This window comes from Pseudomonas sp. NPDC089395 (genome assembly GCF_044749525.1).
In the GTDB taxonomy this organism is placed as follows: Bacteria; Pseudomonadota; Gammaproteobacteria; order Pseudomonadales; family Pseudomonadaceae; genus Aquipseudomonas.
The window spans coordinates 130,916-157,181 of sequence record NZ_JBIVID010000011.1; the positions used below are offsets into that span (position 1 = coordinate 130,916).

Sequence of the window (26,266 nt, forward strand, 5' to 3'; positions counted from 1 at the left end):
CTTCGATGACTGCAAGCACTCCAACCGGCCTGGCGGGCGATACCAAGCAACGCCTGATCCAGCAAGCGCTGGCGCGGCGCAGCCAAGGGGCTGCGCAAGCGGCCCAGGGCGCGACCCTGGAGCAGGCGCAACAGGCTGCGTTGCAGGTGCCGGAAGCGTTCTATCGCTTCGACCAGCACCCCGGTTACCAGCAACTGCGGGTCATGCAGCAAGGCGCTGCGCGGCTTGGGTTGAGCAACCCGTTCTTTCGCATGCACGAAGGCACTGCCGGTGCCTCGACCCGTATTGGCGAGCGCGAGTACCTGAACTTCGCCAGCTACAACTACCTGGGCTATTCCGGCCACCCGCACGTGGCCGAGGCGGCCAAGGCCGCCATCGACCGCTACGGCACCTCGGTGTCGGCCAGCCGCCCGGTATCGGGCGACCGCCCGCTGCACCGCGAACTCGAGCGCGAGCTGGCCCGGTTGTACGGGGTGGACGACGCGGTGGTGATGGTCAGTGGTCATGCCACCAACGTCACCACCATCGGCTACCTGTTCGGCCCGCGTGACCTGGTGGTGCACGACGAGCTGATCCATAACAGCGTGCTGCAAGGTATCCAACTGTCCGGTGCCCGCCGGCTGAGCTTTGCACACAACGACTGGCAGGCGCTCGACCGCTTGCTGGGTGAGCAGCGCCAGCATTTCGAGCGGGTGCTGGTGGTGGTCGAAGGCATCTACAGCATGGACGGCGACTACCCGGAGCTGCCACGGTTCGTCGAACTCAAGCGCAAGCACAAAGTGTTTTTGATGGTCGATGAAGCACACTCGCTGGGCGTGATGGGCGCGACCGGCAAGGGCATTGGCGAGCATTTCGGCTTGGCCGGGGATGATGTGGATATCTGGATGGGGACGTTGAGCAAGACCCTGTCCAGTTGCGGCGGCTACATCGCGGGCAGCACGGCGCTGATCGAACACCTCAAGTTCCTGGCGCCCGGGTTCCTCTACAGCGTCGGCATGCCGCCGGCGGTGGCGGCGTCAGCGTTGGCGGCGCTGCAGTTGCTGGCCGGGGACCGCGAGCGGGTGGCCAAGGTCCAGGCGCGGGGGCAGTTGTTCCTGCGCCTGGCGCGTGAAGCGGGGTTGGATACTGCGACCAGCACAGGGTTGGCGGTGATTCCGGTGATTACCGGCAGTTCGTTCAAGGCCGGACGCTTGTCCAGCGCGTTGTTCGAGCGAGGGATCAATGCGCAGCCGATTCTGTACCCGGCGGTGCCGGAGCAGTCGGCGCGGGTACGGTTCTTTGTGTCGTGCGAGCATAGCGAAGAGCAGATACGGCATACGGTGGCCGTGGTGGCCGAGGAGATGGCGCGGCTCGGCTGAGGCAGGGCCGGCCCTATCGCCGGCAAGCCGGCTCCCACACGGGACCTGAAAACGGCGCGGTCTCTGTGGGAGCCGGCTTGCCGGCGATGAGGCCGGGACAGGCTCAGATGTAGGGTGCCTCATAGGCATTCAACTGCTCGATGAAGCGCCAATGGCTCTTCTTGTCGAACCCCATCAAGCGCTTCAGCCGCACATCCCAGCGCATGTGATGATTGGCAATCCACGGCAACGCAAACAGGTGCGCCCCACGCCACGGCAGGAACGGGTTACGCCGCAAGCTGGCATAGATCTCCACCCGGTGGCTGGCCTTGTGGCTGGCGCAGCGGGCATGGAAACCCGAGGTATCGGCGACCACCAAGGTATTGGCCGGCACGGCAAAGCGCCGGGGCGCGGGCAATCCGAGGGCGGCGAGTTGAGGCTCGTCGATGCGCAACGAACCTTCCCGGTGCATCTGCTCGGGCGAACGGGCGGCATCCAGACTTTGCCGGTACTCCCAGGCCAGGCGCTCCGGGGTCAGGCGATGCGAGCCGGGCACATAGCTGAATGGCCCCTGGTCTTCCTCCACATCATCCAGGAACAACCACGCCTTGGCCGTCGGGTGGAAGGTGTCGGCGTGCAGCCGGGTCTGCGGATCCTGGTCGGCGCTGGCCGCATCGATCACGATCGACTGCAATTGATAGGTGATGCCACCGGTATTGGATGACGCATAGGCAATCAGGTCGCGTACGCCGCGGTCCGCCACGAACGCCGCACTCGCAGGATTTCGCGCCAGCACGTCCTGATCGAGGCTGACGCGTCGGGTCACCGCGCGGCCCTGGCGCATTTCCCAGCCGGTGCTGCGCAACTCGCCCAGCTCTGCGCGCAGGGCGGCGAACTGCTCGACGGGCAGGGCGTTCTCACGAATGAAAAATCCGTTCTGCTCGAAGTGCTCGCGTTCGCCGGCATCCAGCCGCTTGGCCAGCGCCTGGCGGCGCCAGGTCGCCAAGGCCATGGCCAGTTGACGGCGCTGCACGTGCAGGCCCAGGGCATTGAGCCGGGCGCTGCCCAGTACGGGGTTGTTCTCGAACGATTTCGCGTGGGTGGCCAGTTGCAAGCAATGCCAAGGGAGTGCCGCGTAGCGGCCGATGTCCTGGATCGAAACAGGCATGGTTCAGTCCTTTGCTGGGAGCAACACTCGGCCGCAGCCGAGCATGGTCCGGGTGTAGTTGAGCAACGGTGCCACTCGCGGGTATTCAGCCAGCCGCGCAGGGCGCGGCATGGCCAGACAGGCGAGGGCGTGCCAGGCATCGCAGGGCAGGGCTTGCTGGGCGTCGGCATAGCGCGCATAGCGCAGCAGGGCGCCGGCTACCAACTGGTCCAGGGTCAGGCGCCGGGTTCGGCGCGGCAAGGGCTGGTGGTCGCGGGTCAAGCCCCAGCCGGCATAGAACGGTGTGCCATAGGTCACCACAGGCAGGCCGCGCAGCAGTGCCTCGAAACCGGCCGTGGAACTCAAGGTGTGCAGCTCATCGACCTGGCCGTACAGCTCGGCGATGTCCGCCCCGGCCACTACCTGGTCGGCCAGGTCGACCAGGTGCTCGCTGGCTACCTGACCCAGGCGCTTGCCCGCTTCCACGTCCGGGTGCGGTTTGTACAGTACCCACGCCTGGGGCAGCGCCGCGCGCACCTGTTGCAGCAGGCGCAAGTTGCAGCCGGCACCGCCACCGCTGCACAGCGCCGAGGCATCGTCCTCGACTTGCCCGACCACCAGTACCCGGCGCTGGCCCGGTTGGCCGAGCAAGGCCGGCAAGGGCCCTTGGCGCAGGTTGAATTTGCTGGTGCCGCTGGCAACGATGCGCTCACGCAGCCGCGCCGCATCGGCCAGGCAGGCCGGGTCGAACTCGCCGTGCTGCAGCAGCTGTTCCAGGTCGCTGGCGGAAGCTGCGTCGTAATGGATGCCGCCACGGTCGAGCACCAGTGACAACGCCGGGCTGTTGTTCACCCCAAGGCCGCTGGAGCGCAGGAAGCCATCTTCCACACGCCATACCGGCACCCCGGCAGCCTTGGCCCGCGCCGCCATGTCTGCCGGCTCACGCGCGGCCCACAGCAGCAGCCGGCCTTGTTCGGCAGCCACTTGATTTACCAGTTCAGGGCTGTCCACGGCAAAGCGCAACTGCCCCCAACGGCTGGCGAAGAAACGCCGAATGTTGTGCTGCTTGTGGCGCTTCACGCCCAACACTGTGGTATGCCCGGCAAACTCCGCATCGCGGGCCTTTTTGCGCGCCAGCTGCCGGGCTACGGTGAGGGCGTCGGTGAGCGCGCCGGTCAGCGGGTCGACATACCGGCAGTAGCGGATGTACGCCGCGGCCACCAGCTGCACCAGGTCAGGCCGGGCCTGGCGTCGGGGGATGGCCATGCGGTCATCGGTCAGGCCCCAGCCGGCATAGAACGGCAGGCCGAAACAGGTCACCGGTACGCCCTGGATCAACGCTTCGAGCCCAGCCTGGCTGGTGCCGATGTACACCCGCCGTGCGCGCCTGGCCAACGACGCCCAGGCCACGGGCCGCGCTTCGAGCGTCACACCACGGGCCTTCGCCGCTGCCAGCAGGCAGCTGGGCTTTTGCCCGCCCAGGCAGTCGGGATGGATGCGCACACGCACATCGGCATCGGGGTTTTCCGCCAGGGCGGTGTCGAGCATGCGCACGTAGTCCGCCTCGCACAGGCCGCCGCCGGGGATCGAATAGTCACCGGCCGTCTGGTCCACCACCAGCACCAGTGGGCGTTCACGGCCCAGCGGGTCGTCGTCGGGCAGGTCAGGGGCATTGTTGTACTTGCCGATGCCGCTGCTGCGCATCAGCGCGATCAGCTCGCGGGCGCAGGCCAGTTCAGGGGCGGTCAGCGCTTCGGGCTGCTGCAGGATGTTCTCCAGCAACGAGGGCCGGTCGGCCAGGTAGTGGATGCCAATGGGATCGACCACCATCGACATGGGGGTGTCGCCCTCGATGCCCAACGATGAAGAACGCAGGAAGCCGTCTTCCAGCGCGATATAGGGCAGGCCCCAGCGCTGGCACAAAACGCGGGCATGGGCCGACGACTGCTTGTAGCCGATACCGGCGATGGCCTTGAGCCCCTTGGGTCTGCTCGAACCTCGGCGCCACAGCCAGAACGGCGGGCCTTCCGGGCCGAGAAACTGCGGCAGGTGCAGCACCTTCCAGGCCACCCACTGGGACATGACGCCGACCCAGCCCGGGCCCTCTACCAGCGCTTGCGGGGAACTCATGGCAACGACCTCCACATGCCGCGCACGGGAGGGAAAGGCACCCAGCGCTTGCGCCGCAGGGTGAATCCGTTGTGCAGGTAAAGGCGTCGGGCGCGCGGGTTATTCAGCGGCACCTCCAGCTCGATACGGGCAAAGCCCTGGCCAGCGGCATGCGCGCAACAGGCTTGCACCAGTGCTGAACCGATGCCCTGGTTGCGCGCGCTGCGGTCTACCCGCAAGCCGTACAACAAGAAACCGTAGCGCCACTCGCGCAGCTCGCTCAGGCAAAAGCCAACGAACCGCACGGCGCCATTGAAAAGCCCGAACTCACGCACGAATGGCCGCCAGTGCAACCCGAACGGCCCACGTCGGTGATGTTTGAACGCGGCAAAGCCCACCGCCCGTTCGCCGTCGAATGCCAGCAGCACGCGGTCCCAGTGGATGCCTGCGCCCAGCAAGCGCAAGCGGCAGGTGCTGTCGCCCAGCAGAAATGCCAGCGAGCCGCGCCCCTGGCTCAGCAGGTGCGCCAGTGCAGGGTCTGCGGCACGCTCGGCCAGCGCCGATCCCAGGACGATATGCACCACGTTGTCAGGCGACCCCGGCAGCCGCCGTGCGTGCCCGCGCGTCGGCGACTGGCGCATGGGCCTGTGCCAGCAGCGCGCTGGACAGTGCCTCGACGCGGATCGGACACGCGTTGCTGCCCGGCTGGCGGCGGTTGGACCACAGCAGGTAATCGGTATCTCCGGCGGGCGCGCCGATAGCCTGGTACACCTCGGGCAGAATCGGCACATGGTCGCCGAAGAAGCACAGCAGGGCCTCGTTGGGGTTCCCCAGCAGCGTTTCGCGCAGCATGCCGAGCATGCGGTCGGCATTGCCGATGTGCCGCAGGTAAGGCGCCAAGTCCTTCATGCCCGGTTGCAGCGGGCGGTCGAACCACGTGGGCAGTTCGTCTGCATCGACGGTTTCAAGGTGCAGCGGGCCGTGGTTTTCCATGGTCACCGCGTGGATGAACAGCGGCTGTTTGCGCCCGGGGGCCTGCAACAGTGCGCGGATTTTTTCGGCGACGGCGCAGTCGCCAATGAATGGGCCGGCTTTTTCCGAGGCGTTGAAGGCACGCACATCGATGAACTCATCGAAGCCCAGCGCTGGCAGCACCTTGTCACGGCCGTAGAAGCTGCCGTCGTAGGGGTGGATGCAGACGGTGCGATAGCCCATGGCCTTGAGGCGCGAAGCGATGCTGGGCAAGCCCTGGCGGGCGAGCACGCGGTAAGGGTTGAAGCGGTGCACGCCCAGGCGTTCGGCCGGAATGCCGGTGAGGTAGGCGAACTCGGTGCGCACGGTGTTGGCGCCCCAGGCGGCGACCTGCAGTTTGCCGTGGGCCAGGGATTCGCGGGCCAGCAGGTCGAACTGGCCGAGCACCTCGGGGCGCACGCCTGGCCACAGGTCGCGGACGTCGAAGAACGATTCGCTCTGGATAGAGATCAGGTCGGGTAGTGAGGCCGGCACTGGCATTGCGGCAAACGGCGACCCCAACCCGGCCCGATCCACCTTGGCCCGTGCCGCCCAGAAGTAACGCCAGAGGCTGGCCGCCAAGCCCCAGCTCAGCAGGTCCTTCTCGGCATCGAAGCTTGGCTTCACCGGCCGATGCCCCAGGCGCAGCAAGCCCAGTCCCAGCACCAACGGCAGCAACGCTTCGATCCGTGCCTTAGGCACTTCAAAGCTCAACCCGGCCCACAGGTAAACGACAAACCCGACTGCCAGCACCGCTGCCTTGGCAACGCCGAAAAACGGCAGATACAAGCGCGGAAACTTCACCGCATCGCTGAAGTACTCGAAGTCCGCACACACGAACGGTTCGCGCAGCGAGTGATACTTCGAATTGCTCACCAGCACGATCAGCAGCCACAGCAGCAACACATTCACGCCACTGAACAACGGCCGCGCCGTCAGCCCGTATAGCAGGCCGAAACCCACGCACCACAAACCCATGTGCAGCAGCCAGCTACTGGTTGGCCGGCGCAGGGGCGGGCGGGGCACCAGCAGGCGCTCGACCAGCACGGTCAGGCCCAGGCCGGCCAGGGCAACCGGCAGCCAGGAAACATCAATCACTGTACTTCAACCCACGCAGAATCATCGAGGAAAGCCACTGCGGGATCAGCCCCAGCAGCCAGGTGCCCAGGTTGAGCGGGAAGGGGAAGCTGATACGCGCCTGGTTCGCCGCCAGCCCGCGCTTGATGCGCTTGGCTGCCTTTTCCGCCGTCCACAGGAACGGCTTCGGCCCGGGCATTTCGAAGCACATCTTCGACTCCACATAGCCCGGCACGATCACGTTGACCTTGACCCCTTCCGGTGCCAGCCAGTCGCGGATCGCCTCGCCATACACGCGGATCGCCGCCTTGCTGGCGCTGTAGGTCGGGGTCACCGGCAGGCCTCGCCAGCCGGCCAGCGAACTGAACAGCGCGATCTGCCCATGGCCGCGGGCGCGCATCACCGGCAAGGCCGCTTCCACGGTGGCCAGTGCCGCCATCACGTTCACCTCCAGCAAGGCACGGCTCTCGTCCCAGCACTCCGCCTCGCCGTTGGCACCCACCGCCGTATTCAGCCCGGCGCCGACCAGCACCAGGTCGGGCTGATGCGTTTCGCTGACGCGCCGCACCATCGCCCGCAGGGCATCCAGGTCACGCACGTCGAGGGCTTCCAGCAGCACCGTGGCGCCCAGCGCGCGGCACTGCGCGGCCATTTCGTCCAGACGGTCCTGGCGCCGGCCCTGCAGGATCAATGTCACGCCCGGCGCGGCATAGGCGGGCGCCAGCGCGCCACCGATGCCGCCGGTGGCGCCGGTAATAAGGATGCAGCGGGGCGAAGCTGTGTGGCTCATAGGTAGTTTTCGATTCTTGAAGTTCTGGCCATCAACACTTCCAGGCAATTGGCCACGGCCATGTCGATGCCGCAGCCGGTGTAGAACCCGCCGTTGATCTGGGTGGTGTGGATGACCGTGTTGCGAAAGCGTTGGAACAATGTGTTATCGGGTGCCTCGGGCTGCTGCCAGAAGCTGTCCAGGCCATCCTGGTGGGTTAGGCCGGGCATGGCGTAGATCGGCTCGGCCAGGGTGCAGGTCGGGCGATGGTGAAGAATCGCCGACGCCCCGGCGGTGCTGTTGACGGTGATCATCCCGGTGATGTGCGAAAGCAGCGTGGGCATGTGCCCGCTTTCCAGGAAATCGACACGGTCGGCCACGTCGTACTTGGCCGCCAGCCGGGCGGTGACCTTGCGGTAGTTGATCAGCCCCGGTGTCAGCGGGTGGTTCTTGACCAGCAGACGGGCATCGAACGGTGCGTTGAGCGAGAACGAGTCGATCACGTGCTCGATCACCTGCTCCATGTTCTGGAAGCGCGAGTGATCGCGGATTTGCGCGTCGCTGTCCAGTTGCAGCGGCAACAGGAAGGTCGGGTGGCGCTCGCGGGCCACCTCGGCCACCAGCGCATCGTCATGCACCCGCGCCCGCAGCAGACGCAGGCCCTGGCGGATGAAGCCGGCATACTCGACGGCAGCATTGAACGGCGCATGGGTGCGATAGCGCGGGTAGCACAGGGCGTTCAGCGCGCCGCCTGCGTGGTACAGCACATCGTGGGTGGCGCGGGCGGCGAACGACAGCTTGAAGGCATTGCCGTTCTGGTAACGCGGGATGTGCTTGCCCACCTCGCGGTACCACTGCGGGTCGCGGGGCAGGCGCGAATGGTTATTCACCCCGTCGCGCTCCAGCGTGACCCAGTACGGGCGGAAGTAACCTTCCTCGAACACATGCACGCGCACGCCATGGCGGCGTGCCAGCGCCACTGCCCCTCGATGCACCGGGCGACAGTCGCCGAACAGCACCAGGTCAGTGATGTCCAGGCGGCGGAACACCTCGGCGAACCATGGCTCGCTGTCTTCGGCGCGACACGGGCAGTTCAGCGACGGGCCGCTGGCGCCATACAGCGCGTCGCCGACACTGAAGCGCACGCTGTGCACGCGCTGGCCGATGCCGCGCAGGGCGTTGGCCAGGCGTGCGAAGAAAGGCGAGCTGACGCCTTGCAGGAGCAGGAAGTTGTGAGTCGGGATGCGCAGCAGCGGACCACGGACCGACCCCGACGTCAGCCGGCCGGGCGCTTCATGCCCAGCAAACTGCTCAAGCGTCGTTTCAAGTCCTGCCATCGAGAGGTAGCTCCTTGCTGCGGTAGCGCATGCCAATGCTGTAGTTCGTAAAGCGTCTGTTCTGCGGTGGTGAAGCGGTTGGTGATGCGACTGACGTAGGTGGGATAGAGCAGTAGTGTCCCGGCCACCAGCTCATCCAGGCTCAGGCGCCGGGAGCGCCGGGCCTGCACATGCAATTGCAGGTCCATGTCCCGGGTCAGCCCCCAGCCGGCGTAGAACGGCTGGCCCCAGGTGGTGACCGGCACGCCGCGCAGCAAGGCCTCGAAGCCCGACTGCGAGGTCAGCACATGCACCTCGTCGACCACTTCAAGCAGCTGCTGTAGCGGTGTGTCGCCGATCACTTCGTCGCACCAGTGCACCGTCTGCGCCTCGTCGTCACCCCGCGCGCGGGTGCCAGCGAGTACTTCGGGGTGTGGTTTGTACAGCACCCATGCGCCTGGGTTGTGCTCACGCACGGCGCGCAGCAGCTGCAGGTTGCTGCGCACTTTGTGGCTACCGAAGCGGATCGAGGCATCGCCCTCGACCTGGCCGGTGACCAGGATCACCCGTTCGGCTGTGGCCGGGCGCTGCCAGCTGGCCCCGGGCAGGTTGTATTTGGTCAGACCGGCACGGCAGATGGCCTGGCGCAAGGCGCCGGCGCGGGCCAGCAGCTCGGCGCCGAAGGTTTCGCTGGCCAGAATGCGTTCCAGCCGTGAAGGGCGAGTGGCGTCGTAGTAGATGCCCAGGTCATCGACCACCCACGACAACGGTCGTGCCTTGCCGGCGCCCAGGCCGACCGAACGCAGGAAACCGTCTTCGACGCGGCTGACCGGGTGAGGGTGGTCGTGGAGGTGGTCGTCACCCTTGCAGCCCCACGACACCACGGGCAGGTCGCGGGTCAACGGTTGCTCGGCCTTGACGAAACGGATGGCCGCGCCGTTGAAGAACAGGTCGGCCAGCGGTTCTTTCCAGCGACTGAAGCCGAGCATCTGCACCGTATCGGGTAGCAGGCTGCGGTGACGACGCTGCAGGCCCAGCCAGTTGATCAGCACTTCAGGCGTGCAGGGGGTGCCGCGCTCGGGGCACACATAACGCGGATAGGCCACCAGGCTTGCGTGAATCAGTTGCGCCAGCGGCACCGGATGGCGCCGCGGCGGGGCTGGCAGACGGTCATCGGTCAGGCCCCAGCCGGCGTAGAACGGCATGCCCCAGGTGTGCACCGGCACCCCCCACATCAGGGCATCGAAGCCAAGCTGCGAAGTCATCACGTACACCGCGCGCATGCGCGGCAACAGTTCGGCCGGGTGCACGTTGCGCGCCAGCACCTGGACACGTGGGTGGTCGGCCAGCGCCGCCAGGTCGAAATGCCCGGCCTTGTGCCCGGCGACCACGTCCGGGTGCACCTTGAGCAGTACGGTGCTGTGCGGATAGCGAGCCAGCGCCGCGTCGAGCATGGCCTTGAAGTCGTTCGCCCCGGCGCCTTGCAGGGAGGCGTCGGCACAGGTCTGGTCGGCCACCAGCACGCAGTCATCCGGCAGTGCAGGGTGCTCAATGCGCGCGTCGTTGTACTTCGACACCCGCTGTTGCTGCCACAAGCTGCGCAGCGCCAGGGCTCGTTCGCTTTGTTCGGCGTTGAGCGACGTGGCGATCAGTTGCTCGAGCCGCGAAGGCTGGCTGGCGTCATAGTAAACGCCCACCTCGTCGACGATCAGCGACAGCGGCGGCTCATCGGCGCCCAGGCCCACCGAGCGGACAAAACCGTCCTCCAGCGTAAGTACCGGCTTGCTCGCCTCGCGCGCCACGGCCATGGCCTTGAGCGCGCTGGGTTTGCGGCCCCAGGCCATCACCCAATCTGCAGCCGGCACGTCGCGCACGGCACCGTTGTGCAGCGCGTAGTCGGGCAACAGGGCGGGCAAAGTGCTGATGCGCTGGGCTCCCTTGGAAAGGACCAGCAGGCGCGGGCGAGGTGACGCGTCATCCATAAACGAGCAGCAGGGTTCCATACCGAAGGCTGAGGAAAGGCGACGGATCCCACAGACAGGATCCAAAATCAGGACAGGGAATCTTAATACAAATTCACATTTGGCGAAGGGTTTTTAGAGGGGATTCTTATAAAGAAATTAGACATTGTGCGGAAATGCCGCTGAATGGGCATCAAAATGCCATCAACTGCGATTTTGCACAATTTTGTGATCGGTCACCGATTTGCGTGCGGTCGTTGAAATCCATCCGAACTTTTGCGCTAGGACTAATCTCGTAATCAGGGTTCGTCACTCGATTCCTGTCATGGAGACTTCCCGCATGCGAACACGCAAATTGCTGCGTCACACCTGCATTCTCGCCCTGATGGGCGCTCCACTGGCGGCAAATGCCGCGCCCAATACCGATCCACTTTTCGTTATAGGCTTGATAGGTGCTTACGATGAGTTCACCTTCCACGGCGGCAGGCAATCGCAAAGCGAATACGTAGGGGAGGGCGGTGTATTCGCAAACTACGGGAACAAGATGACAGCCGAGTCCGGGCTCGTTTACCAGCTCGGTGGCGAAGGCAAATACGCCGAGCAGGACAACTACAAGTTCAAGGACGCCCGGCTGGGGCTCGACCTGGGCTGGCGTGTGGCGCTGGATGCCCGCAACTTCGCCGACGTGATCGTGGGCGCGGGGTACGCCTGGCAGCGCTTCGAGCTGGTGTCCCACAGGCGTGACACCGACCTGACTTACAAATCACCGTTCGTCAAAGCCGCACTGGGCTACAACCACCAGTTCGACACGGCGACCCTGCGGCTCGAGGGCGGTGTGCGCTACGCCGTCGGTGGCGAGGCGAAGCTCGATGTGGACGGTTTTGACGACGAAACCAGCGACACGAAGGACCGTGCCAACCCCTATGCGGAGATCACCTTGCTGATGAACCAGCAGGGCGACTTTCCCATTCAGGCGGGGCTGTACTACATCCAGACCAAGTACGAGCTCGACGATGAGTCGCTGGCCGCTGACAACACCGAACTCAAGCGTGATGAGTATGGGGTGAAGCTGGGGATGGCGTTCTAAGGCAGGCTGTAGGGTGGTTCACAGGCACACCACTGGCTTTGAAAGCAGTGGTTTCCCTGTGGGAGCCGGCTTGCCGGCGATGGGGCCAGAACAGCCCACTCAAGGCGACAGTCTTGTGCTTGGCCATCCAGCAGCCCTGCTAAACGACCTGGTCGGCTTTTGCCTGCCCTGGCCTCATCGCCGGCAAGCCGGCTCCCACACGAATCGCGGGCCGGCACTCAGCCCTGCATCAACCCCAGCAGATAATCATATTTCTCCCGCAACAACTCCATCCGCTCCCGCTCGCGATATTCCTCGACCGTCTCCGGCCGCAGGCAATGGAACAGGGCCGTCAGCAGAAACACATAGCGCAAATTCCCCAGTGCCTGCTGCGCATCCACGCCCGGCGCCAGCACCCCGCGATACGCCTCGACAAACTCCTGCTGCGCCGCCAGAAACACCGCCATGTCCTTGCGCCGGAACAGACTGCCCAGATACGCCCCGCCATCGAACCCGACCCGCCCGACCTTCACCTCGCTCCAGTCGATCAGGTGCAGTTGCCCCTTGTCGACGAACAGGTTCTTGCGCAGGTAATCCATGTGGCTGATACACCGCGGACTTTTCCGTGCCGCGCTCGCCAGCTGGCGGATCAGCGGCACGAATGCCTCGAACCGCACCGCCAGCCCGGCAAAGCGCTCATCTTCACGCCCCAGTTGTGCCAGTGCTGGCAGGCAGCGGGCGAAATTGAAGCGCGGGCGTAACAAGAACCACGGCCGGAAGAAGTCCATGCTCCACAACAACGGCGCCTTGCCCAGTGGCTGCGCCTTGAGCCAGGCATGGCTGAGGCTTTCCAGTTCGGCGATGCCGAGGGCCAGTTGCCGCGCGATGGCGTGAATGCGTGGTGGCTTGCCGCGCACGAACTCGGTGAAGATCAAGCTTTCCCAAGGCGTTTCGATCACCCCCAGGCAGGCGGGGTAGCGAAACTGCGTGCTGCCCGCCAGCAGGCCTTCGGCGCGGTGGAAGCGCGCTTCCTGGCTGCCGAAGAAGGCTACCTTGCGAATCGACTTTTCCACCACTTCCACCGGTTGCCCGCTGCAGGGATCGATCAGGCGATGGTGGCGCACGTAGTTGACGAACGAAGCGTTCGACGCCAGGTCCTGGGAACTGATGTTCAGCGCGTGTTGGTCCCATTCGGGCATCAGCGCGTGCAGGTGGTGTTCGAGAGGGGCCCGTTGCCAGCGGAAGAGCGTCTTGCTCGATGCAGGCGGGCGAGAAGGGTCAGTCATGACATCCGGTCAGGCAGCAGCCGTAGGTCCATTAGTAGCTGTGAAGGGCGGGTATGCTGCGGGATATGGCGCTGGGGCACAATGAAAAAATGCGTGGTTCGTCTTGGTTTTTGGGGTGACGTTGAGATCGAGCGCCGCCCACGCGGCGCTCGGTCTCGAATCCGCCATAAAAATCAAGGCGCCCCCTTGAGGCCCCCACAATCTTCCAGCGATACAGCAACCCTGGCTTGCGCTCCACCGCCAAAGCCAAGGCATCCGCCTGCCCCCAGGCAATTTGCATCGCCCGCAGCCCATGCTGCAGCTGCTGCCGCGTCTCTTCATCCTCGATACGCTCAAGGGCGCGACGGCTGTCGCTGTAGGCGAACATCAAGTAGTGGGACACATTCATCAGCACATGCTCTATCGGCACGATGCCTTCGCCAATGGCGCGACAGAGGGTTTTGCCGGGAGGTAAGTCGAAGGAGTGAGGTGGGTCGGGTACTATTTTTTTCATAGCAATTCCTTGAAGATTAAGGAGCTGCCACCTCCGTTTCCACACGAATGGAGGCAACTGTACGCGGGGTGGAAAACCGGTCTTCAAGGAACCCCGGTAGGCCAAACGGCCTCCCGCGCACAGCTGCCATAACGGCAGGCACCTTGAAGATTGCAAGGGGTTTCCACACCCCGATCGCTGAACCCTCAGCGACCCGAAAATCCTAGAGTGCTAGCTTTCCCGCAGCAATCAGACGCCCGTCGACAGACAACGTAGGATATTTCCCGAGCCCCAACACCTCCACCCCAATTTTGTAGGAAACGTCTGAATCCACAGCAGGAGTACGCCCCTTCAATCTGTGGGAGCCACTGTCTTGCTCAATTTCAAAAAGTTGACGCGATTCCTGTGGGAGCCGGCTTGCCGGCGATGAGGCCGGAGCAGGCAAACACAAGGTAGCGGGACGGTCCCTTGCAGCCAGTTAGGGCCCCATCGCCGGCAAGCCGGCTCCCACAGTGTCCATCGCAGCTATCAAAGCCGGTGGTTGCCCCGCGAAGAGGCCAGCACAGCCCCCATACCACTAACGCCGCTTTGCTAACCATGACAAAAACCTTACCATTCGCCGCTTCGCATTAACTGCAGTCGTCAGGGACGAAAATGAACCACCTCAACATCGCCAAAGAAGCCTTAATCGCCCAGGCCCAAGCCGTCACTCACCTGGCCGATCGCCTGGATGGCGAATTCCAGAGTGCAGTCGAGCTGATCCTCGGTTGCCAAGGCCGCACCGTAGTCTGCGGCATGGGCAAGTCCGGCCTGATCGGCCAGAAGATGGTCGCCACCTTCGCCTCCACCGGCACCCCAAGCTTCTTCCTGCACCCAGCCGAAGCCTTCCACGGCGACCTGGGCATGCTCAAGCCCATCGACGTACTGATCCTCATCAGCTACAGCGGCGAGACCGAAGAGCTGATCAAGCTGATCCCAAGCCTCAAGTCGTTCGGCAACAAGATCATCGCCATGACCGGCAACGGCAAGTCCACCCTGGCCAAGCACGCCGACATCTGGCTGGACATCTCGGTCGAGCGTGAGGTCTGCCCGAACAACTTGGCCCCGACCACCTCGACCTTGGCCACCATGGCCATGGGCGATGCGTTGGCAGTGGCGTTGATCGAAGCCATCCAGTTCAAGCCGATGGACTTCGCCCGCTACCACCCCGGTGGCAGCCTGGGTCGCAAGTTGCTGACGCGTGTGCGTGACGTGATGCACTCGCCAGCACCGGTCGTTGAGCCGACTACCAGCTTCCACGATTGCTTGTTGGTGATGACCCGCAGCCGTCTGGGGATGGCAGTGGTGATGGACGACAACAAGCTCGTAGGCATCGTGACCGACGGGGACCTGCGTCGGGCGCTGCTGGATAACGAAGGGATCGTTCATGAGAGCGTTGCACAGTTCATGACGGCCAAGCCGCATACAATTCTGGAAGATGCGCAGCTCTCTGAAGCCGAGGCCTACATGCTGGACAACAAGATTCGGGCACTGGCTGTGGTGGATGATGCTAATGCTGTGGTCGGAGTAGTAGAAATTTTCGACTGATTAGAGTCAGGCGCCCTTCGCTCCTAAAACTAACAGGGGGCTTAGGGCGCTCGCTTTATCATTCGGTGAGGAAGGCAGGGGCCAGATTTGGATTTTTTGTTTGAAGATCCTTTATGGTCATATATGAGTACTTGCCAATTTTTATGTGTGTGGCGTTGTCGTCAGTTAATTGCCATGATTGGTTGGCCTCTATAAGCGCCTGCTCCCTAGCGTTAGTTCTGATCCAGGGGTCACTAAATGCAATGTTTGGCCTTTCCCATGCAGTGTTTCGCTTAATAGCTTTGCACGGTATGCCGGCAGCAGTGCAGTTGTTGGGGATGGATGCCTTAACTACTGATCTTATCCCAATTACTGATCCTGACCCTATCCTGGATCCTGAGAGTATTACTGAGTCCTCTGCTAGCCAAACGTGCTGGCCTATAATCACGTCTCTTGAAGGGTTTAACCTATTCCCACTTTCTACATCAAATATCGCATGTGAATCTTCAGTTCTAATAATGACGTGTGCGGCGATCATGCAGTCGTCACCGATTATGGTGCAAGTAGATTCTGCGGTATAAATGGCGCACGCCGTGGTGCATGTCACATCGGAGCCAACAACTACTGTGCATTTCCACCCGATTCGTATTTTTCCACAGTAATTGCCATGCGCCCCTACTGCGCAGACACCTGAGTCTGACGGGAAAGATATGAGGGTGTTTTTTATGCCGCTGTTGCTTTCAATGTGTAGGGTGTTGTTTTTTCCTTTGAAGTCAACGTAAACCTTATGCAGACCGGCGGGTGCGATCACTCGATTACCCATGTCATCTTCATAGTTTCCGCTTACTAGTATATCAGTCATTGGGCGGCTCCGTGATGCTTCGAATGTGATGGCGAAATCAGATGTAGGTCCAAGAGCCCAGTCATGGGGGAAAGGGCTCCTGTGTTAGTCGGTCCTACGGCGCTGCAAGTGAAGGGTAGAAATGGCGCGCTCGGGCCCGTTAGGCTAGGCTATTTGTTTTGGCTAGTTGTAGCTTGAGCGCCTCAATTTCATTTTTTAACTCATCTATATGGGTTTGAGTGTAAAGGTATCGATTCTCGATTAATGAATGGCAAGCTTTTATGTATGGTCTGATGTCTGGTGTGATTTCGGTTGATATATCGACCTGGGATTTGTGGTGTGCAGCAGTCGGTTTATGGATTGGTGTACGCTCTCTAATTAATAGTCCGGAAAATCCGAGCGGTACGCAATTTGCCGTTGCATTATATTTGCTCATGCGTGAGAGATCTGTCGGCGGTTGATTGTCTGTTGCGGTTTCAATCTTAGTGCTTCTTGAAATGCTGATTGGGGTGGCGAATTCCCAAACCGAGTAAAGTTTAGAGAAGCATTTGGTGGTAGGAGGTTCGGAGGAAACTCTGACTTGAGAGTAACTATCGCACCATGCTGAGAGGGCAATTATTTCGTTACCAATCGACCACTCGGGTAGGTTGTATGGCTTGCTAAGCGGTAATATTGTCTCTTTGAAGGTGGAGTTTTTCTTTTCCACACAGTTTTGTTTGTCTAGGTCGTGGGCCGAGATAATCGAATAGGCCGGTCCGCAGCTCTGAGTGGGTGTCAGAGTCGATGGGTTCGCCAAGGCATGGTTGGCAATGTTTTGGCCGAGGGTATGCAAATAACCTTCATTCAAATGCCTTGGGTGAGGAATAAGGTTGTAAATATCTGATTCGAGAAGGTCGCGTGCAATCCAGGAGAGATCAATTACCTTGTATCCGTAGGCAAGGCAGTTTGAGTAATGAATGCTATTAATTGCGTTCATTACTGATTGTGATTCAATGTGACGAGCTCGAAAGTTGGCTGGCAGTATGACAACATACACGTTTCTGTTTAGCTCGCTGAGTACGCGATAGTACTCATTTATCTCTGTCTCTAACGTATTTATTGATAATGGCTGCATGCAAGCGAAGTGAGAGTCATTGACATTGGATTCTGTGACGATGAAGTCAGAGTTTCTGATCAGTTCTTTGTTTCTCACAACCTCGTAAAGGTTCTGGATGCAGGTCGTAGCGCCGAGAGCGAGGCGCGTGACTTGGCAAATGCTCTCTAAGCCGGACCCCAAGCCAAATTTTAGAACCGAGTTGCTCCCCCCGAGGAGTGTGCAGCTAATAGTTTTATCCATTGTCAGTTTTTGTTGCCCAGAATTCGTATGTTGAATTTGTGATCACTTGGATCATGACTCTAACTGGGGGCAGTATCCTAAGCAAGGGTTTCGCAGTGTCAACCACTGCTAGCCGATGTTTGAAGCGCCTGGGCTGTCATCCGGCAAGCCTACGTCACGGCTTATGTGACATTGGACCTTTAAGACCTTGACCAGTGCGTGCGTCATGACCAAGGTGTTGGTTGGGGATCATAAATCTCGGCCAGCATCCAGCATGATGTGATTGCAAGGCGGGGGGCGGTGCGTGTTGAAGGCTCAGGCCTTTCACGGCCAAACTACTGGAGTCGGCGTTGTAATAATCACGAGCTGCTAGTTGTCGTATATGTTTGACCTAGTGTGTTGGGCGCGGATGGGGGCTGGCAGCTAGTCCTAAGCGGGTTGGCTGAGGATTTATTCGAATTGAGATATCGGAAACACTGAATGGTACAGTTCAGCGAAACTGTCGCGGCATAGTATCGTTAGGTCTTAGGGAATCGACACATAACAGCTGCGCCTTGTCGGCCTGGCTTTATGTGTCGAAGTATTAAACCGAAATACTAGGTTTTATATGGGTTATTGTGCCATTTTTGCCATTACACTTGCATATCCTGTGGCGGTGCTCAAAACTTCTTCCTTGCCCTGTGCATGTAAAATGGCATCAGCCACCTCTCTGAAGGCGCCGGTGCCGCCGGCGGAGTTCAGCGTGTAGGTTGCTGCCTTGCTTACATATACAGGTGCATCGGCTACAGCAAATGATATGCCGCATGCAGCAAAAGCTGGCAGGTCTATGCTGTCATCACCAATGCAAGCAGTCTGTGCTTTGTTCACCCCTGCTTCTGTCATGAGTTGTTCGCAGGCTGCTAATTTGTCTTTCACGCCAAACTGACAAAGGCTTATGCCAAGGTCGGCTACCCGCTTGCGCAAAGTGGTAGAGTCACGCCCTGATAGTACGGCGACCCGTACGCCGTTCTCTTCTAGCAGACGCATACCCATACCGTCACGTACATGGAAGCGTTTTAGGCATTCTCCAGTCGCGTCATAATAAATGCCGCCGTCAGTAAGCACACCATCCACATCGGTGATTACAAGTCGGACATCTGCTAATGTCGGTTTTGATACGGCCGCCTTACCACTGATGATGGCTCTAACCTGCTCTAAGCATTCTGGTGTATCGACACCTGGGCCGGTAGCTTCGACTTGGAAAGCCCGAATACAGTATCCAGCTGCGAGCAGTCGCAATTGCTCCAGCTTCTCAGCATTCTCCATCATCGGCTGTGGTATCCCTGCATATTCGGCTAGCACTTTCCGACGATAGGCGTATACACCAACATGCTTGAGGTAAGTTGCTGACTCTTTTTCACGGGGAAAGGGAATGGGGGAACGACTGAAATAAAGAGCATTGCCATTGGCCGCCAATACCACTTTCACTGTATTGGGATTGACAGCCTCGAGAGCATCTATTTGATGGCACAGGGTACCAACATTAACGCTTGCGTCGATCAGCATGCCTTCGGCCAATAAGTCAATGTCAGCAGGGCGTACCAGTGGTTCATCACCTTGTAGATTAATGTAAATATCCGCATCGATCTTGGCCATTACTTCTGCCAGGCGATCTGTGCCAGAGGGATGATCGGCTGAGGTCATCACGCACTCGCCCCCAAAACGATGTACGGCTTGCGCAACGCGCTCGTCGTCTGTGGCAATGACTACAGCGTGAGCATTAGCTACCTGCAATGCCCTTTCATAGACGTGCTGTATCATTGGTTTGCCAGCGATGTCTGCTAAAGGCTTACCCGGTAGACGGGTAGATCCATAGCGGGCCGGGATTACAATCGCGACCCGTTGTTCAGTGCTTGCCATTTTCACAATCCTTGCTTCGATTGGCTTGGCTTCAGGCGATGGTCAGCGGTGCAAACGACTTTACCAGATCATCCACTGCTTTGATTTGCTTCAAGAATGGCTCAAGTTTATCCAGTGGCAGCGCGCTTGGGCCATCGCATTTAGCGAGGTCTGGGTTCGGATGGGCCTCAAGGAACAAGCCTGCTAGGCCCACTGCCATGCCGGCGCGAGCCAGGTCTACAACTTGTTCGCGACGACCGCCAGATGCTGCACCGGATGGATCGCGGTTTTGTAGTGCGTGGGTCACGTCAAAGATGATTGGTAGATCGTCGCATGTGCGCTTCATGACGCCAAAGCCGAGCATGTCCACAACCAGGTTATCGTAGCCCATGCAGGAGCCGCGATCACAAAGGATCAACTGATCATTACCAGCTTCTTTGAATTTGTGAACGATATTCTGCATCTGAGATGGGCTCAGGAACTGAGGTTTTTTGATATTTACAGGCTTGCCGGTTTTTGCCAAGGCTACAACTAGGTCGGTTTGACGCGCAAGGAAGGCGGGCAATTGCAAAATATCGACGATTTCGGCCACTGGTGCAGCTTGATAGATTTCGTGTACGTCAGTAATGATTGGTACACCAAACTCGGCCTTCACCTTCTCAAAGATCCGAAGGCCTTCTTCCATGCCAGGACCACGATAAGAGTGAATGGAGGATCGGTTTGCCTTGTCGAAGCTCGCTTTGAATACATAAGGGATGCCGAGCTTTTCGGTAACGCGGACGTACTCAGCGCAGGCAGTCAAGGCCAAGTCTTCAGACTCAAGAACGTTGATACCCCCAAAAAGTACGAAGGGGCTAGAGTTGGAGCATTGAATTGTCGGAGAAATTTTCAATTTAATATCTCTTGTGTTGATGTTGCCAGGATGTCGCATACACCGGCTGAGCAAGAATTTACCAGTGATACGGCTCGCAAGGCGATACTACCTACCAGCCTCGAAGCCAGAGGCACTCCTCCAAAGCATTTCCCACTAATTTGATTGGTTTGTGTGTGTCTTCTTGTCATCAAATTTATCATGGTGGTTAAAGCGCTTGGATCATGCTTCGGTGCTGTTGTGTGGTGTTATGATACTTCTTTAGCTGCTAAAACCTCGTCGCGGATGCTTTCAATCAGCGACTTATAGGAATGTTGATTAGCAAATGTCACAGCTGCAGCCTTTTCAGCTGAGCGTCTGGAATCTTCATTTTTAATCAGTTCAATGACACTTTCTGCAAATGCATTAGCGTCATCGTGGCAAATCAATCCCTCAGAGATATCGATACCTTCAAAGGCGATGCTGGTGCCAACAATTGCTTTGCTATATGCCATGGCTTCAACGACTTTGATCTTCATGCCGGTACCGTAGCGGATAGGGCAAATCATTACCTTGGATTCGGCATATACAGAGGCTAGAGACTCAACAAAACCTTGTTGCTTGATCACTTGCCGGTGTGGAGAGTTAGCAATAGCGCCTTTCACGATTTTTCCACGGGTCACGTTCCCTTGGATGAGGAATCGAACCCGTGGCAAGGATGCCGCGACGATTGGCAGCACTTGCTCGATAAACCATACTAGCCCATCAACATTAGGTGCGGAATTAGAGCCAATAAAGCTGATGTCATAGGTGCGCTTTCTGCTATAGCCAAATCTTGGGTCGTCTGTTGCTTTTAGTGTTACGACTTTGGCGCTTGGTTTGTAAATATCTTCGATTGCTTTTGTCTCAATGGGCGAGATCGAAATTGCCAGGTCGCACTTGTTCAAAGACTTGATTTCGCTATTGGTAAATACCTTGAGGTATTTGGCTTGACGCATTTTTGGTAAGGTGGGGAGTACGTCAGCTTTAATGCGGGCAGATTGCATGTCGTGCATGTCAACGATGATACGGGTTCGCCCTTTTGGCAGATTGCTTGGCATCATTTTCATGTAGTTGAACCAGGCAAGGTCGTAGTCCCCGCTCGCGAGCTGATCCTTTACAAGCTTCTCGAATTTTTCGGGGAGCGCTTGTTTGTTGTTGATCAGGGCATCCTCGTAACGAAGCTTATCCAGTCTATCCTGGATTTTTGCCAATAGACTCTGGATGCGGGTTTTCTTTTTTCCTTTTTCAGAGTAATTGGGGTGGCGGCGAACCTCAACCGTAAGGTTGATAGAGTTGTAGTGAGTTTCTAAGCGCTCTTTCAACTCAGCGGATGAGGTTTTTTCTTCGCTCTGATTCAAGATCAAAAGTTTGATCTTGATATTCAAGTCTAAGAGCGCTCGGATCATCTGATCAGTGCGATGAGCGCTCCCCCGATTAATCGGAATCGGAATGACAGGGCTTACAAAGAGAAGGTTCTTTTTTTTTTAAATTCGTCTGGAAGGTTTACTTTGTCAAAATTAATTTTTCGAGTGATGTTTCTGTACGATCCATCTTTCTGTGCGACGAGTTCGGTCTCGAAAGTGCCGAAAGAGTAGACGGAGTTTACGAGGTGGTGGATAAATCTGTTTCGGGTTTCTTTGTCGAAATGGAAGCCATTTTGCAACAAATAGATGATGTCTTGTGGCTTTTGCACGTTACGGTTGAAGTTGGGGTGGGCGTAGAAGGCGTCACCTGCGTAGAGTACTGGTTTGTCGAACAAGGCGGCGATAACACCCACACCACTGTTTACAAGTAGTACAGCTTCAGACATTTCGATCAGATCGTGAACGTGAGTGTCATCATCGACAAAGATGACATCAGCGACTGGGCGTGTTTGCTCAAGTGGATGCTTTTTGGCAACTACAACCCATTCGTTGGAGAGTTGTTGGAGTTGGGTTTTAGTGTCGGCAACAAGTTTTACAAAGTTCTGGTAGTTGCCTACGGGGCCGCTAAAGAACTTGATGGTGGTGTCAGATGGGCGCTGGAATGGAACAAACAGAACCTTCTTGCCCTCAAGGCCAAGTTCTTTTTTTAGAGCTTCTCCACCAATCGCTGGGCTTTGTGCCTCAAGAGGGGCATGGTTTTTCGCATCGCTGATGTAAGCTTCAACTGCATTGTTCTCGTCTGCAGTGAGTGGTTTATCCCAGCGAATCGGGTGGTATGTCGCGCTGTCTGCGTTAAAGCCAATGTCAAAGAACCACGATCCTGGAAGTGCGCCCCGATCGAAAACCAAAACAGGGAAGCCAAAGTTTTTTAGGTGCGTATAGACCCAGCGGCGGCGTTCATTGCCGTAAGGGTTCGGCATGATGACCATGTCGAAAGAGGAGTTGCGCAGGAAGGAAATAACGTCATCGGCTTTTGCGAAAGACCCTTCTTCCCTGAAGGTAAGTTGGCCGAAATAGCGAATAGTTTCCTCAATGCTTCTGTAGGCCGCCGAAAAGCGGTCGCCCAAGGCCAATATTTCAAATACACCGTTCTTCATCTTTGCAAACTCGAGTGTTGAAAGTTAATTAAATTGCTTGAATCGCTGCAGCTGGCGCTCGACCATATCTATCTTCGAATCGCACAATGTCATCTTCGCCAAGGTAGGTCCCAGATTGTACCTCAATCATCTCTAGAGGAATTTTTCCTGGGTTCTCGAGGGCATGAACGATACCAATTGGGATATACGTCGATTGGTTTTCGGTCAACATTATTTGTTTGTTATCGATAGTCACTTGGGCGGTACCGCTGACAACAATCCAATGCTCAGCCCGGTGGTGATGCATCTGAACCGAAAGTTTCTGCCCTGGCGCAACAGTAATTCGCTTGACTTGGTATCGGGGACCATTATCAATAGAGTCGTAATTCCCCCACGGTCGATAGACTTTCCGATGACTCGTGGCCTCAGTTCGCTTGGCCTGCTTGATCCGGTCAACCAGCAGTTTCACGTCTTGCGCCTTGTCTTTCGCCGCGACCATGACGGCATCCGCGGTTTCGACTACCACAACGTCATCTAGCCCCAGCACCGATACCATGCGGTGTTCAGCATGCACATAAGCATTCTGGGTAGCTTCAAGGATCACATCGCCGTGAGTGGCATTGCCTTGCGAATCCTTGTCTGCGATCTCCCAGACAGCCGACCAGGACCCCACATCATTCCAGCCTGCATCCAATGGCACGACAGCCACTTGGTCAGAACGCTCCATGACCGCATAGTCGATCGAGATGTTCTCGGCGGCGCTGAATGCCTGGGCATCAAGACGGGTAAAGTCGAGATCTCTTTTGGCCGATTCGAGCGCCGCTTCCACAGCGTGCAGTACTTGAGGAGAATGGCGGCGCAGCTGCTCAAGCATCACTGAAGCTTTGAACAGGAACATGCCACTGTTCCAGTAGTACCTGCCATCGTCCAGATACTGTTGGGCAGTCGCCAGGTCAGGTTTTTCGACGAATGCTTCAACAAGTTGTACTGATTGGCCCTTTTCCGCGACGCGAATATAGCCATATCCGGTCTCGGCTTTATTGGGCACGATGCCGAAGGTCACGATGCAGCCATCGCGTGCGGCGACGGCGCCTGTTTCGAAAGCCTTCTGCAGCGCATCAAGGTTTTCGATTGCATGGTCAGCCGGAAGCACCAGAAGCAAGTCATCCTTGCCCGTACTCAATGCCTGCACTACTGCAGCGGCGATGGCTGGCGCAGTATTACGGCCAACCGGCTCAAGCAATATGGCGCTCGGTGTGACTCCCAGCGCCCGGCACTGCTCGGCAACGTGAAAGCGATGGTCCTCGCTGCTTACTACGATTGGCATCAAGGCTTCGCCCTGAATTTTCGCTAACCGCATCAGCGTTGCTTGGAACAGCGAATGGTCAGCGCCGATATTGAGAAACTGCTTCGGATGCATGGCTCGGGAAAGCGGCCAAAGACGCGAACCTGAGCCTCCAGAAAGTACGACGGGGATCATCTAATTTCCCTATTGTTGATGATTGAGTTCATATTTTACTTGTAGGCGCCAGTGGCGTTACCCAACAGCATCGTCTGCACAATCGGCGAAATAACCTTTTGCCATTCGTACACAGCTGCGTTGGTGACATAAATGGTGTCGTCAGGTTTGACAGCAATCTGGCGAGCGTAGAAAACAGCCGCCGGGTCACGCATGTTCAAGCGCAATACGGTGGGTTTGGTATTGGCGCCATTGGCCATACGGAACACAAACACACCTTCCGGGTTGGCATTCTGCTCACGCAGCCCACCCACGCTACCCAGTGCATCCAGCAAGCTGGTGTTCTGGCTAGGCAGATCTTTCAGCCCAGGCTCACCCACAGCGCCCATCGCGACAAACCGCTGACGCGCACGGTCCAGCACTACTTCCGAGTTTGGTCGCAGCACCATGTTGTTGCCGGCCAGCACGTCCTCGTAGTTGAACTGCTGCACCTGGCTACCGGTGCGCACGGTCACGTTGACCAGATGCGGTTCCAGCACCGGCCCGCCAGCCTGGTTGACCGCATCCAGCAGGGTCAGCGGCCCTTGCAGGGTGCTGAAACGCCCTGGGGTCTTCACCGCACCGGCAACCAGTACCGAGCCCGAGAGGTCGCCGACCAGCTCAACGTGGGTCTGCACGTCGGTGGTAATGCCCTTGAGCTTGCGGCGGATCATCTGCTCGACCTGGTTCAAGGTCATGCCGGCCACGAACTCGCGGCCAACGTAAGGCAGCGAAATCATGCCCTGGGAGTCGACGCGGGACTTCAGCTGAGTACCGCCAGTGGCCAGCGGTGCAAACAGGGAGGACCCCTCCGGCGCGGTGTCGGCGATCAGCACGTTGAGCACGTCACCGGATGCCAGGCGCACTTCCGCCGACACCGGTTTGGTCACGGTGGCCAGGGCAGGGCGGGTGGCACCAAACATGTAAGGGGCAATAGTGCTGGCATTGATATCGACGAGGTTGTAGGCCTCGTTCTTGGATTCGATCTCGCCCTTGTACGGGCCGGCGCCAGACAGGGTGCCGCCGCAGCCCGACAGGCCCAGGGTCGCCAGGGCCAGTGCTGCCAGTTTCAAGTTGACGCGTTTGGAGACAGCCAGGGATTTAATCACGGTGATCCTCGATCGAAGCCAGGATGAAGCGGGTAATGCCGTACAGCATCAGCAGGCCCAGCAAAATGGTCGCCAGGTTGTACCAACGCTCTGGGTACAGGGCGAGTTGTGGGGTGTTCGGGCTGACCACGGTGACCAGGGTGCGGATCTTCTTGCTCGCTTCAATGCGGGCATTATCCAGCGCGGCGACGGCAGTCTTGTAGGTTTCTTCGGCAATGCCGGCGTCCAGGGTCAACTGCTGGAAGCGCGAGGCGACCACGTTCAGCTGCGAGCCTTGTGGCGACGACACCAGCAGGCGCTTTTCCTTGGCCAGCTGTTGGGTGATGGCTTGTACCTTCTGCTTTTGCTGGCGCACTTGCGGGGCGTCGGCGCGCAGTTTGAAGGTCATCTCGGTGAGGGCGGCCTGCTCTTTGGTGTACTGGCCTTCGAGGTCGGCGATGATGGTCGCGCGGCTCTGTGCGGTGTTGCCACCGTCCAGTACCTTGTTGTCATTCTGGAAGGTGAGCAACTGGGTCTTGCGCTTGGCGTAGTTCTGGCGCGCGTTTTCCAGTTCGCCCTGGGCGAACTTCATCTGCTCGCGGGCGATGTTGTGGCTCACTTCGTTGACGAAGTGTTCGCTGGCCTGAAGGATCTCGCGCAGCATCTGCTCGGACAGTTCCGGGGTGAACGCCTGGACTTCCACACGCAGCAGGCCGGTGGTTTCGTCGTAGTGGGCCGAGACCATGCGCTGGTAGTACTCCAGCAGGTCTTCACGCGGGGCCTCCTTGTCGAGCCAGAAGAACACGTCGCTGCGCTGGGCGGCGTACTGCTCGATCCAGTGCAGCTTGTTTTCCAGCAGCAGCATCATGTCCATCGAGGTGATGTATTCGCGCAGGTACAGGGTTTCTTCGCGCGAAGCCGGGTTGGTACCGGTCAGCAGGGTGGCCAGGCCAGGCATCTGGGCGCCCTGGTTGTTGCCGTCCTGGCGCACCACCACCTGGGCGGAGCTGACGAAACGGTCGACAGCGAACACGCCGTAGTACACGGCCGCCAGGATCATTGGCAGAACCACCATGGCCAACGCCAGGCGCCAGCCTTTCTTGTTACCCGTACTGCTCATAGTTGGATGCATCCTTG

At 59.0% G+C, this 26,266-nt stretch carries 20 protein-coding genes and 1 pseudogene; 3 read left to right on the forward strand and 18 right to left on the reverse strand.

What is annotated here, in order from left to right; all coding sequences use genetic code 11:
- Positions 1-5 precede the first annotated feature (5 nt).
- Positions 6-1,358 carry an aminotransferase class I/II-fold pyridoxal phosphate-dependent enzyme gene (locus ACIPZG_RS21975; RefSeq protein WP_400716849.1) on the forward strand — a complete coding sequence of 451 codons (1,353 nt, stop codon included), beginning with the start codon at positions 6-8 and terminating at the stop codon, positions 1,356-1,358.
- Positions 1,359-1,461: 103 nt separating this feature from the next.
- Here ACIPZG_RS21975 and ACIPZG_RS21980 read toward each other — a convergent pair whose 3' ends face one another.
- Genes ACIPZG_RS21980 through ACIPZG_RS22010 form a run of 7 tightly spaced genes read right to left on the reverse strand, consistent with a single transcriptional unit; the run spans position 1,462 to position 10,748 of the window.
- Positions 1,462-2,505 carry a phytanoyl-CoA dioxygenase family protein gene (locus ACIPZG_RS21980; protein WP_400716852.1) on the reverse strand — a complete coding sequence of 348 codons (1,044 nt, stop codon included), beginning with the start codon at positions 2,503-2,505 and terminating at the stop codon, positions 1,462-1,464.
- A 3-nt stretch (positions 2,506-2,508) separates the two neighbouring features.
- Positions 2,509-4,614, reverse strand: a complete 2,106-nt coding sequence (locus tag ACIPZG_RS21985) for a capsular polysaccharide biosynthesis protein (protein ID WP_400716854.1) — start codon at positions 4,612-4,614, stop codon at positions 2,509-2,511.
- On the reverse strand, positions 4,611-5,177 hold the full coding sequence (locus tag ACIPZG_RS21990) for a GNAT family N-acetyltransferase (protein ID WP_400716976.1): 567 nt from the start codon (positions 5,175-5,177) through the stop codon (positions 4,611-4,613). Before ACIPZG_RS21990 ends, ACIPZG_RS21985 begins: the two co-directional genes overlap by 4 nt.
- Positions 5,178-5,181: 4 nt before the next feature.
- Positions 5,182-6,702, reverse strand: coding sequence for an LTA synthase family protein (locus ACIPZG_RS21995; RefSeq protein ID WP_400716857.1), 1,521 nt, complete (start codon positions 6,700-6,702; stop codon positions 5,182-5,184).
- Complete coding sequence (locus ACIPZG_RS22000; RefSeq protein WP_400642239.1) at positions 6,695-7,471, reverse strand: SDR family NAD(P)-dependent oxidoreductase; 777 nt, start codon at positions 7,469-7,471, stop codon at positions 6,695-6,697. The genes ACIPZG_RS21995 and ACIPZG_RS22000 overlap by 8 nt, the downstream gene beginning before the upstream one ends.
- Complete coding sequence (locus ACIPZG_RS22005) at positions 7,468-8,787, reverse strand: capsule biosynthesis protein (protein ID WP_400716858.1); 1,320 nt, start codon at positions 8,785-8,787, stop codon at positions 7,468-7,470. The genes ACIPZG_RS22000 and ACIPZG_RS22005 overlap by 4 nt, the downstream gene beginning before the upstream one ends.
- Positions 8,727-10,748, reverse strand: a complete 2,022-nt coding sequence (locus ACIPZG_RS22010; RefSeq protein ID WP_400716861.1) for a capsular polysaccharide biosynthesis protein — start codon at positions 10,746-10,748, stop codon at positions 8,727-8,729. The genes ACIPZG_RS22005 and ACIPZG_RS22010 overlap by 61 nt, the downstream gene beginning before the upstream one ends.
- Positions 10,749-11,067: 319 nt before the next feature.
- Here ACIPZG_RS22010 and ACIPZG_RS22015 point away from each other — a divergent pair, with 319 nt between their 5' ends.
- Entirely contained in the window at positions 11,068-11,814 is a 747-nt protein-coding gene (locus tag ACIPZG_RS22015) for a hypothetical protein (protein WP_400642236.1), read from the forward strand.
- 218 nt (positions 11,815-12,032) lie between these two features.
- Here ACIPZG_RS22015 and ACIPZG_RS22020 read toward each other — a convergent pair whose 3' ends face one another.
- Together ACIPZG_RS22020 and ACIPZG_RS22025 are read right to left on the reverse strand one after the other, a co-directional pair.
- On the reverse strand, positions 12,033-13,079 hold the full coding sequence (locus ACIPZG_RS22020; RefSeq protein ID WP_400716863.1) for a phosphotransferase family protein: 1,047 nt from the start codon (positions 13,077-13,079) through the stop codon (positions 12,033-12,035).
- A 226-nt stretch (positions 13,080-13,305) separates the two neighbouring features.
- Positions 13,306-13,572: pseudogene (locus ACIPZG_RS22025) on the reverse strand (hypothetical protein); the annotation flags it as partial.
- A gap of 633 nt (positions 13,573-14,205) precedes the next feature.
- Here ACIPZG_RS22025 and ACIPZG_RS22030 point away from each other — a divergent pair.
- Positions 14,206-15,138, forward strand: a complete 933-nt coding sequence (locus ACIPZG_RS22030) for an SIS domain-containing protein (protein WP_400716865.1) — start codon at positions 14,206-14,208, stop codon at positions 15,136-15,138.
- A 58-nt stretch (positions 15,139-15,196) separates the two neighbouring features.
- Here the strand turns inward: ACIPZG_RS22030 and ACIPZG_RS22035 are convergent, their stop codons facing one another.
- The 9 genes from ACIPZG_RS22035 to ACIPZG_RS22075 form a co-directional block, all read right to left on the reverse strand.
- Positions 15,197-15,979, reverse strand: coding sequence for an acyltransferase (locus ACIPZG_RS22035; protein ID WP_400716867.1), 783 nt, complete (start codon positions 15,977-15,979; stop codon positions 15,197-15,199).
- Between the two features lie 139 nt (positions 15,980-16,118).
- Positions 16,119-16,934, reverse strand: coding sequence for a hypothetical protein (locus ACIPZG_RS22040; RefSeq protein ID WP_400716869.1), 816 nt, complete (start codon positions 16,932-16,934; stop codon positions 16,119-16,121).
- A 951-nt stretch (positions 16,935-17,885) separates the two neighbouring features.
- Positions 17,886-19,172 (reverse strand): 3-deoxy-manno-octulosonate cytidylyltransferase, encoded by a 1,287-nt coding sequence (gene kdsB, locus ACIPZG_RS22045; RefSeq protein WP_400716871.1) that lies wholly within the window; start codon positions 19,170-19,172, stop codon positions 17,886-17,888.
- 31 nt (positions 19,173-19,203) lie between these two features.
- Positions 19,204-20,043 carry a 3-deoxy-8-phosphooctulonate synthase gene (gene kdsA / locus ACIPZG_RS22050; protein ID WP_400716872.1) on the reverse strand — a complete coding sequence of 280 codons (840 nt, stop codon included), beginning with the start codon at positions 20,041-20,043 and terminating at the stop codon, positions 19,204-19,206.
- Positions 20,044-20,270: 227 nt separating this feature from the next.
- The gene (locus tag ACIPZG_RS22055) at positions 20,271-21,428 is read right to left on the reverse strand and encodes a glycosyltransferase (protein ID WP_400716874.1); all 1,158 of its coding nucleotides are present in this window, start codon (positions 21,426-21,428) and stop codon (positions 20,271-20,273) included.
- Between the two features lie 74 nt (positions 21,429-21,502).
- On the reverse strand, positions 21,503-22,564 hold the full coding sequence (locus ACIPZG_RS22060; RefSeq protein WP_400716876.1) for a CDP-glycerol glycerophosphotransferase family protein: 1,062 nt from the start codon (positions 22,562-22,564) through the stop codon (positions 21,503-21,505).
- A gap of 28 nt (positions 22,565-22,592) precedes the next feature.
- Positions 22,593-24,023: a mannose-1-phosphate guanylyltransferase/mannose-6-phosphate isomerase gene (locus ACIPZG_RS22065; protein WP_400716879.1), complete on the reverse strand. Its 1,431-nt coding sequence runs from the start codon at positions 24,021-24,023 to the stop codon at positions 22,593-22,595.
- A gap of 35 nt (positions 24,024-24,058) precedes the next feature.
- Positions 24,059-25,150: a polysaccharide biosynthesis/export family protein gene (locus ACIPZG_RS22070; protein WP_400716881.1), complete on the reverse strand. Its 1,092-nt coding sequence runs from the start codon at positions 25,148-25,150 to the stop codon at positions 24,059-24,061.
- Entirely contained in the window at positions 25,143-26,249 is a 1,107-nt protein-coding gene (locus tag ACIPZG_RS22075; RefSeq protein WP_400716883.1) for an ABC transporter permease, read from the reverse strand. The genes ACIPZG_RS22070 and ACIPZG_RS22075 overlap by 8 nt, the downstream gene beginning before the upstream one ends.
- Between the last annotated feature and the right edge of the window lie 17 nt (positions 26,250-26,266).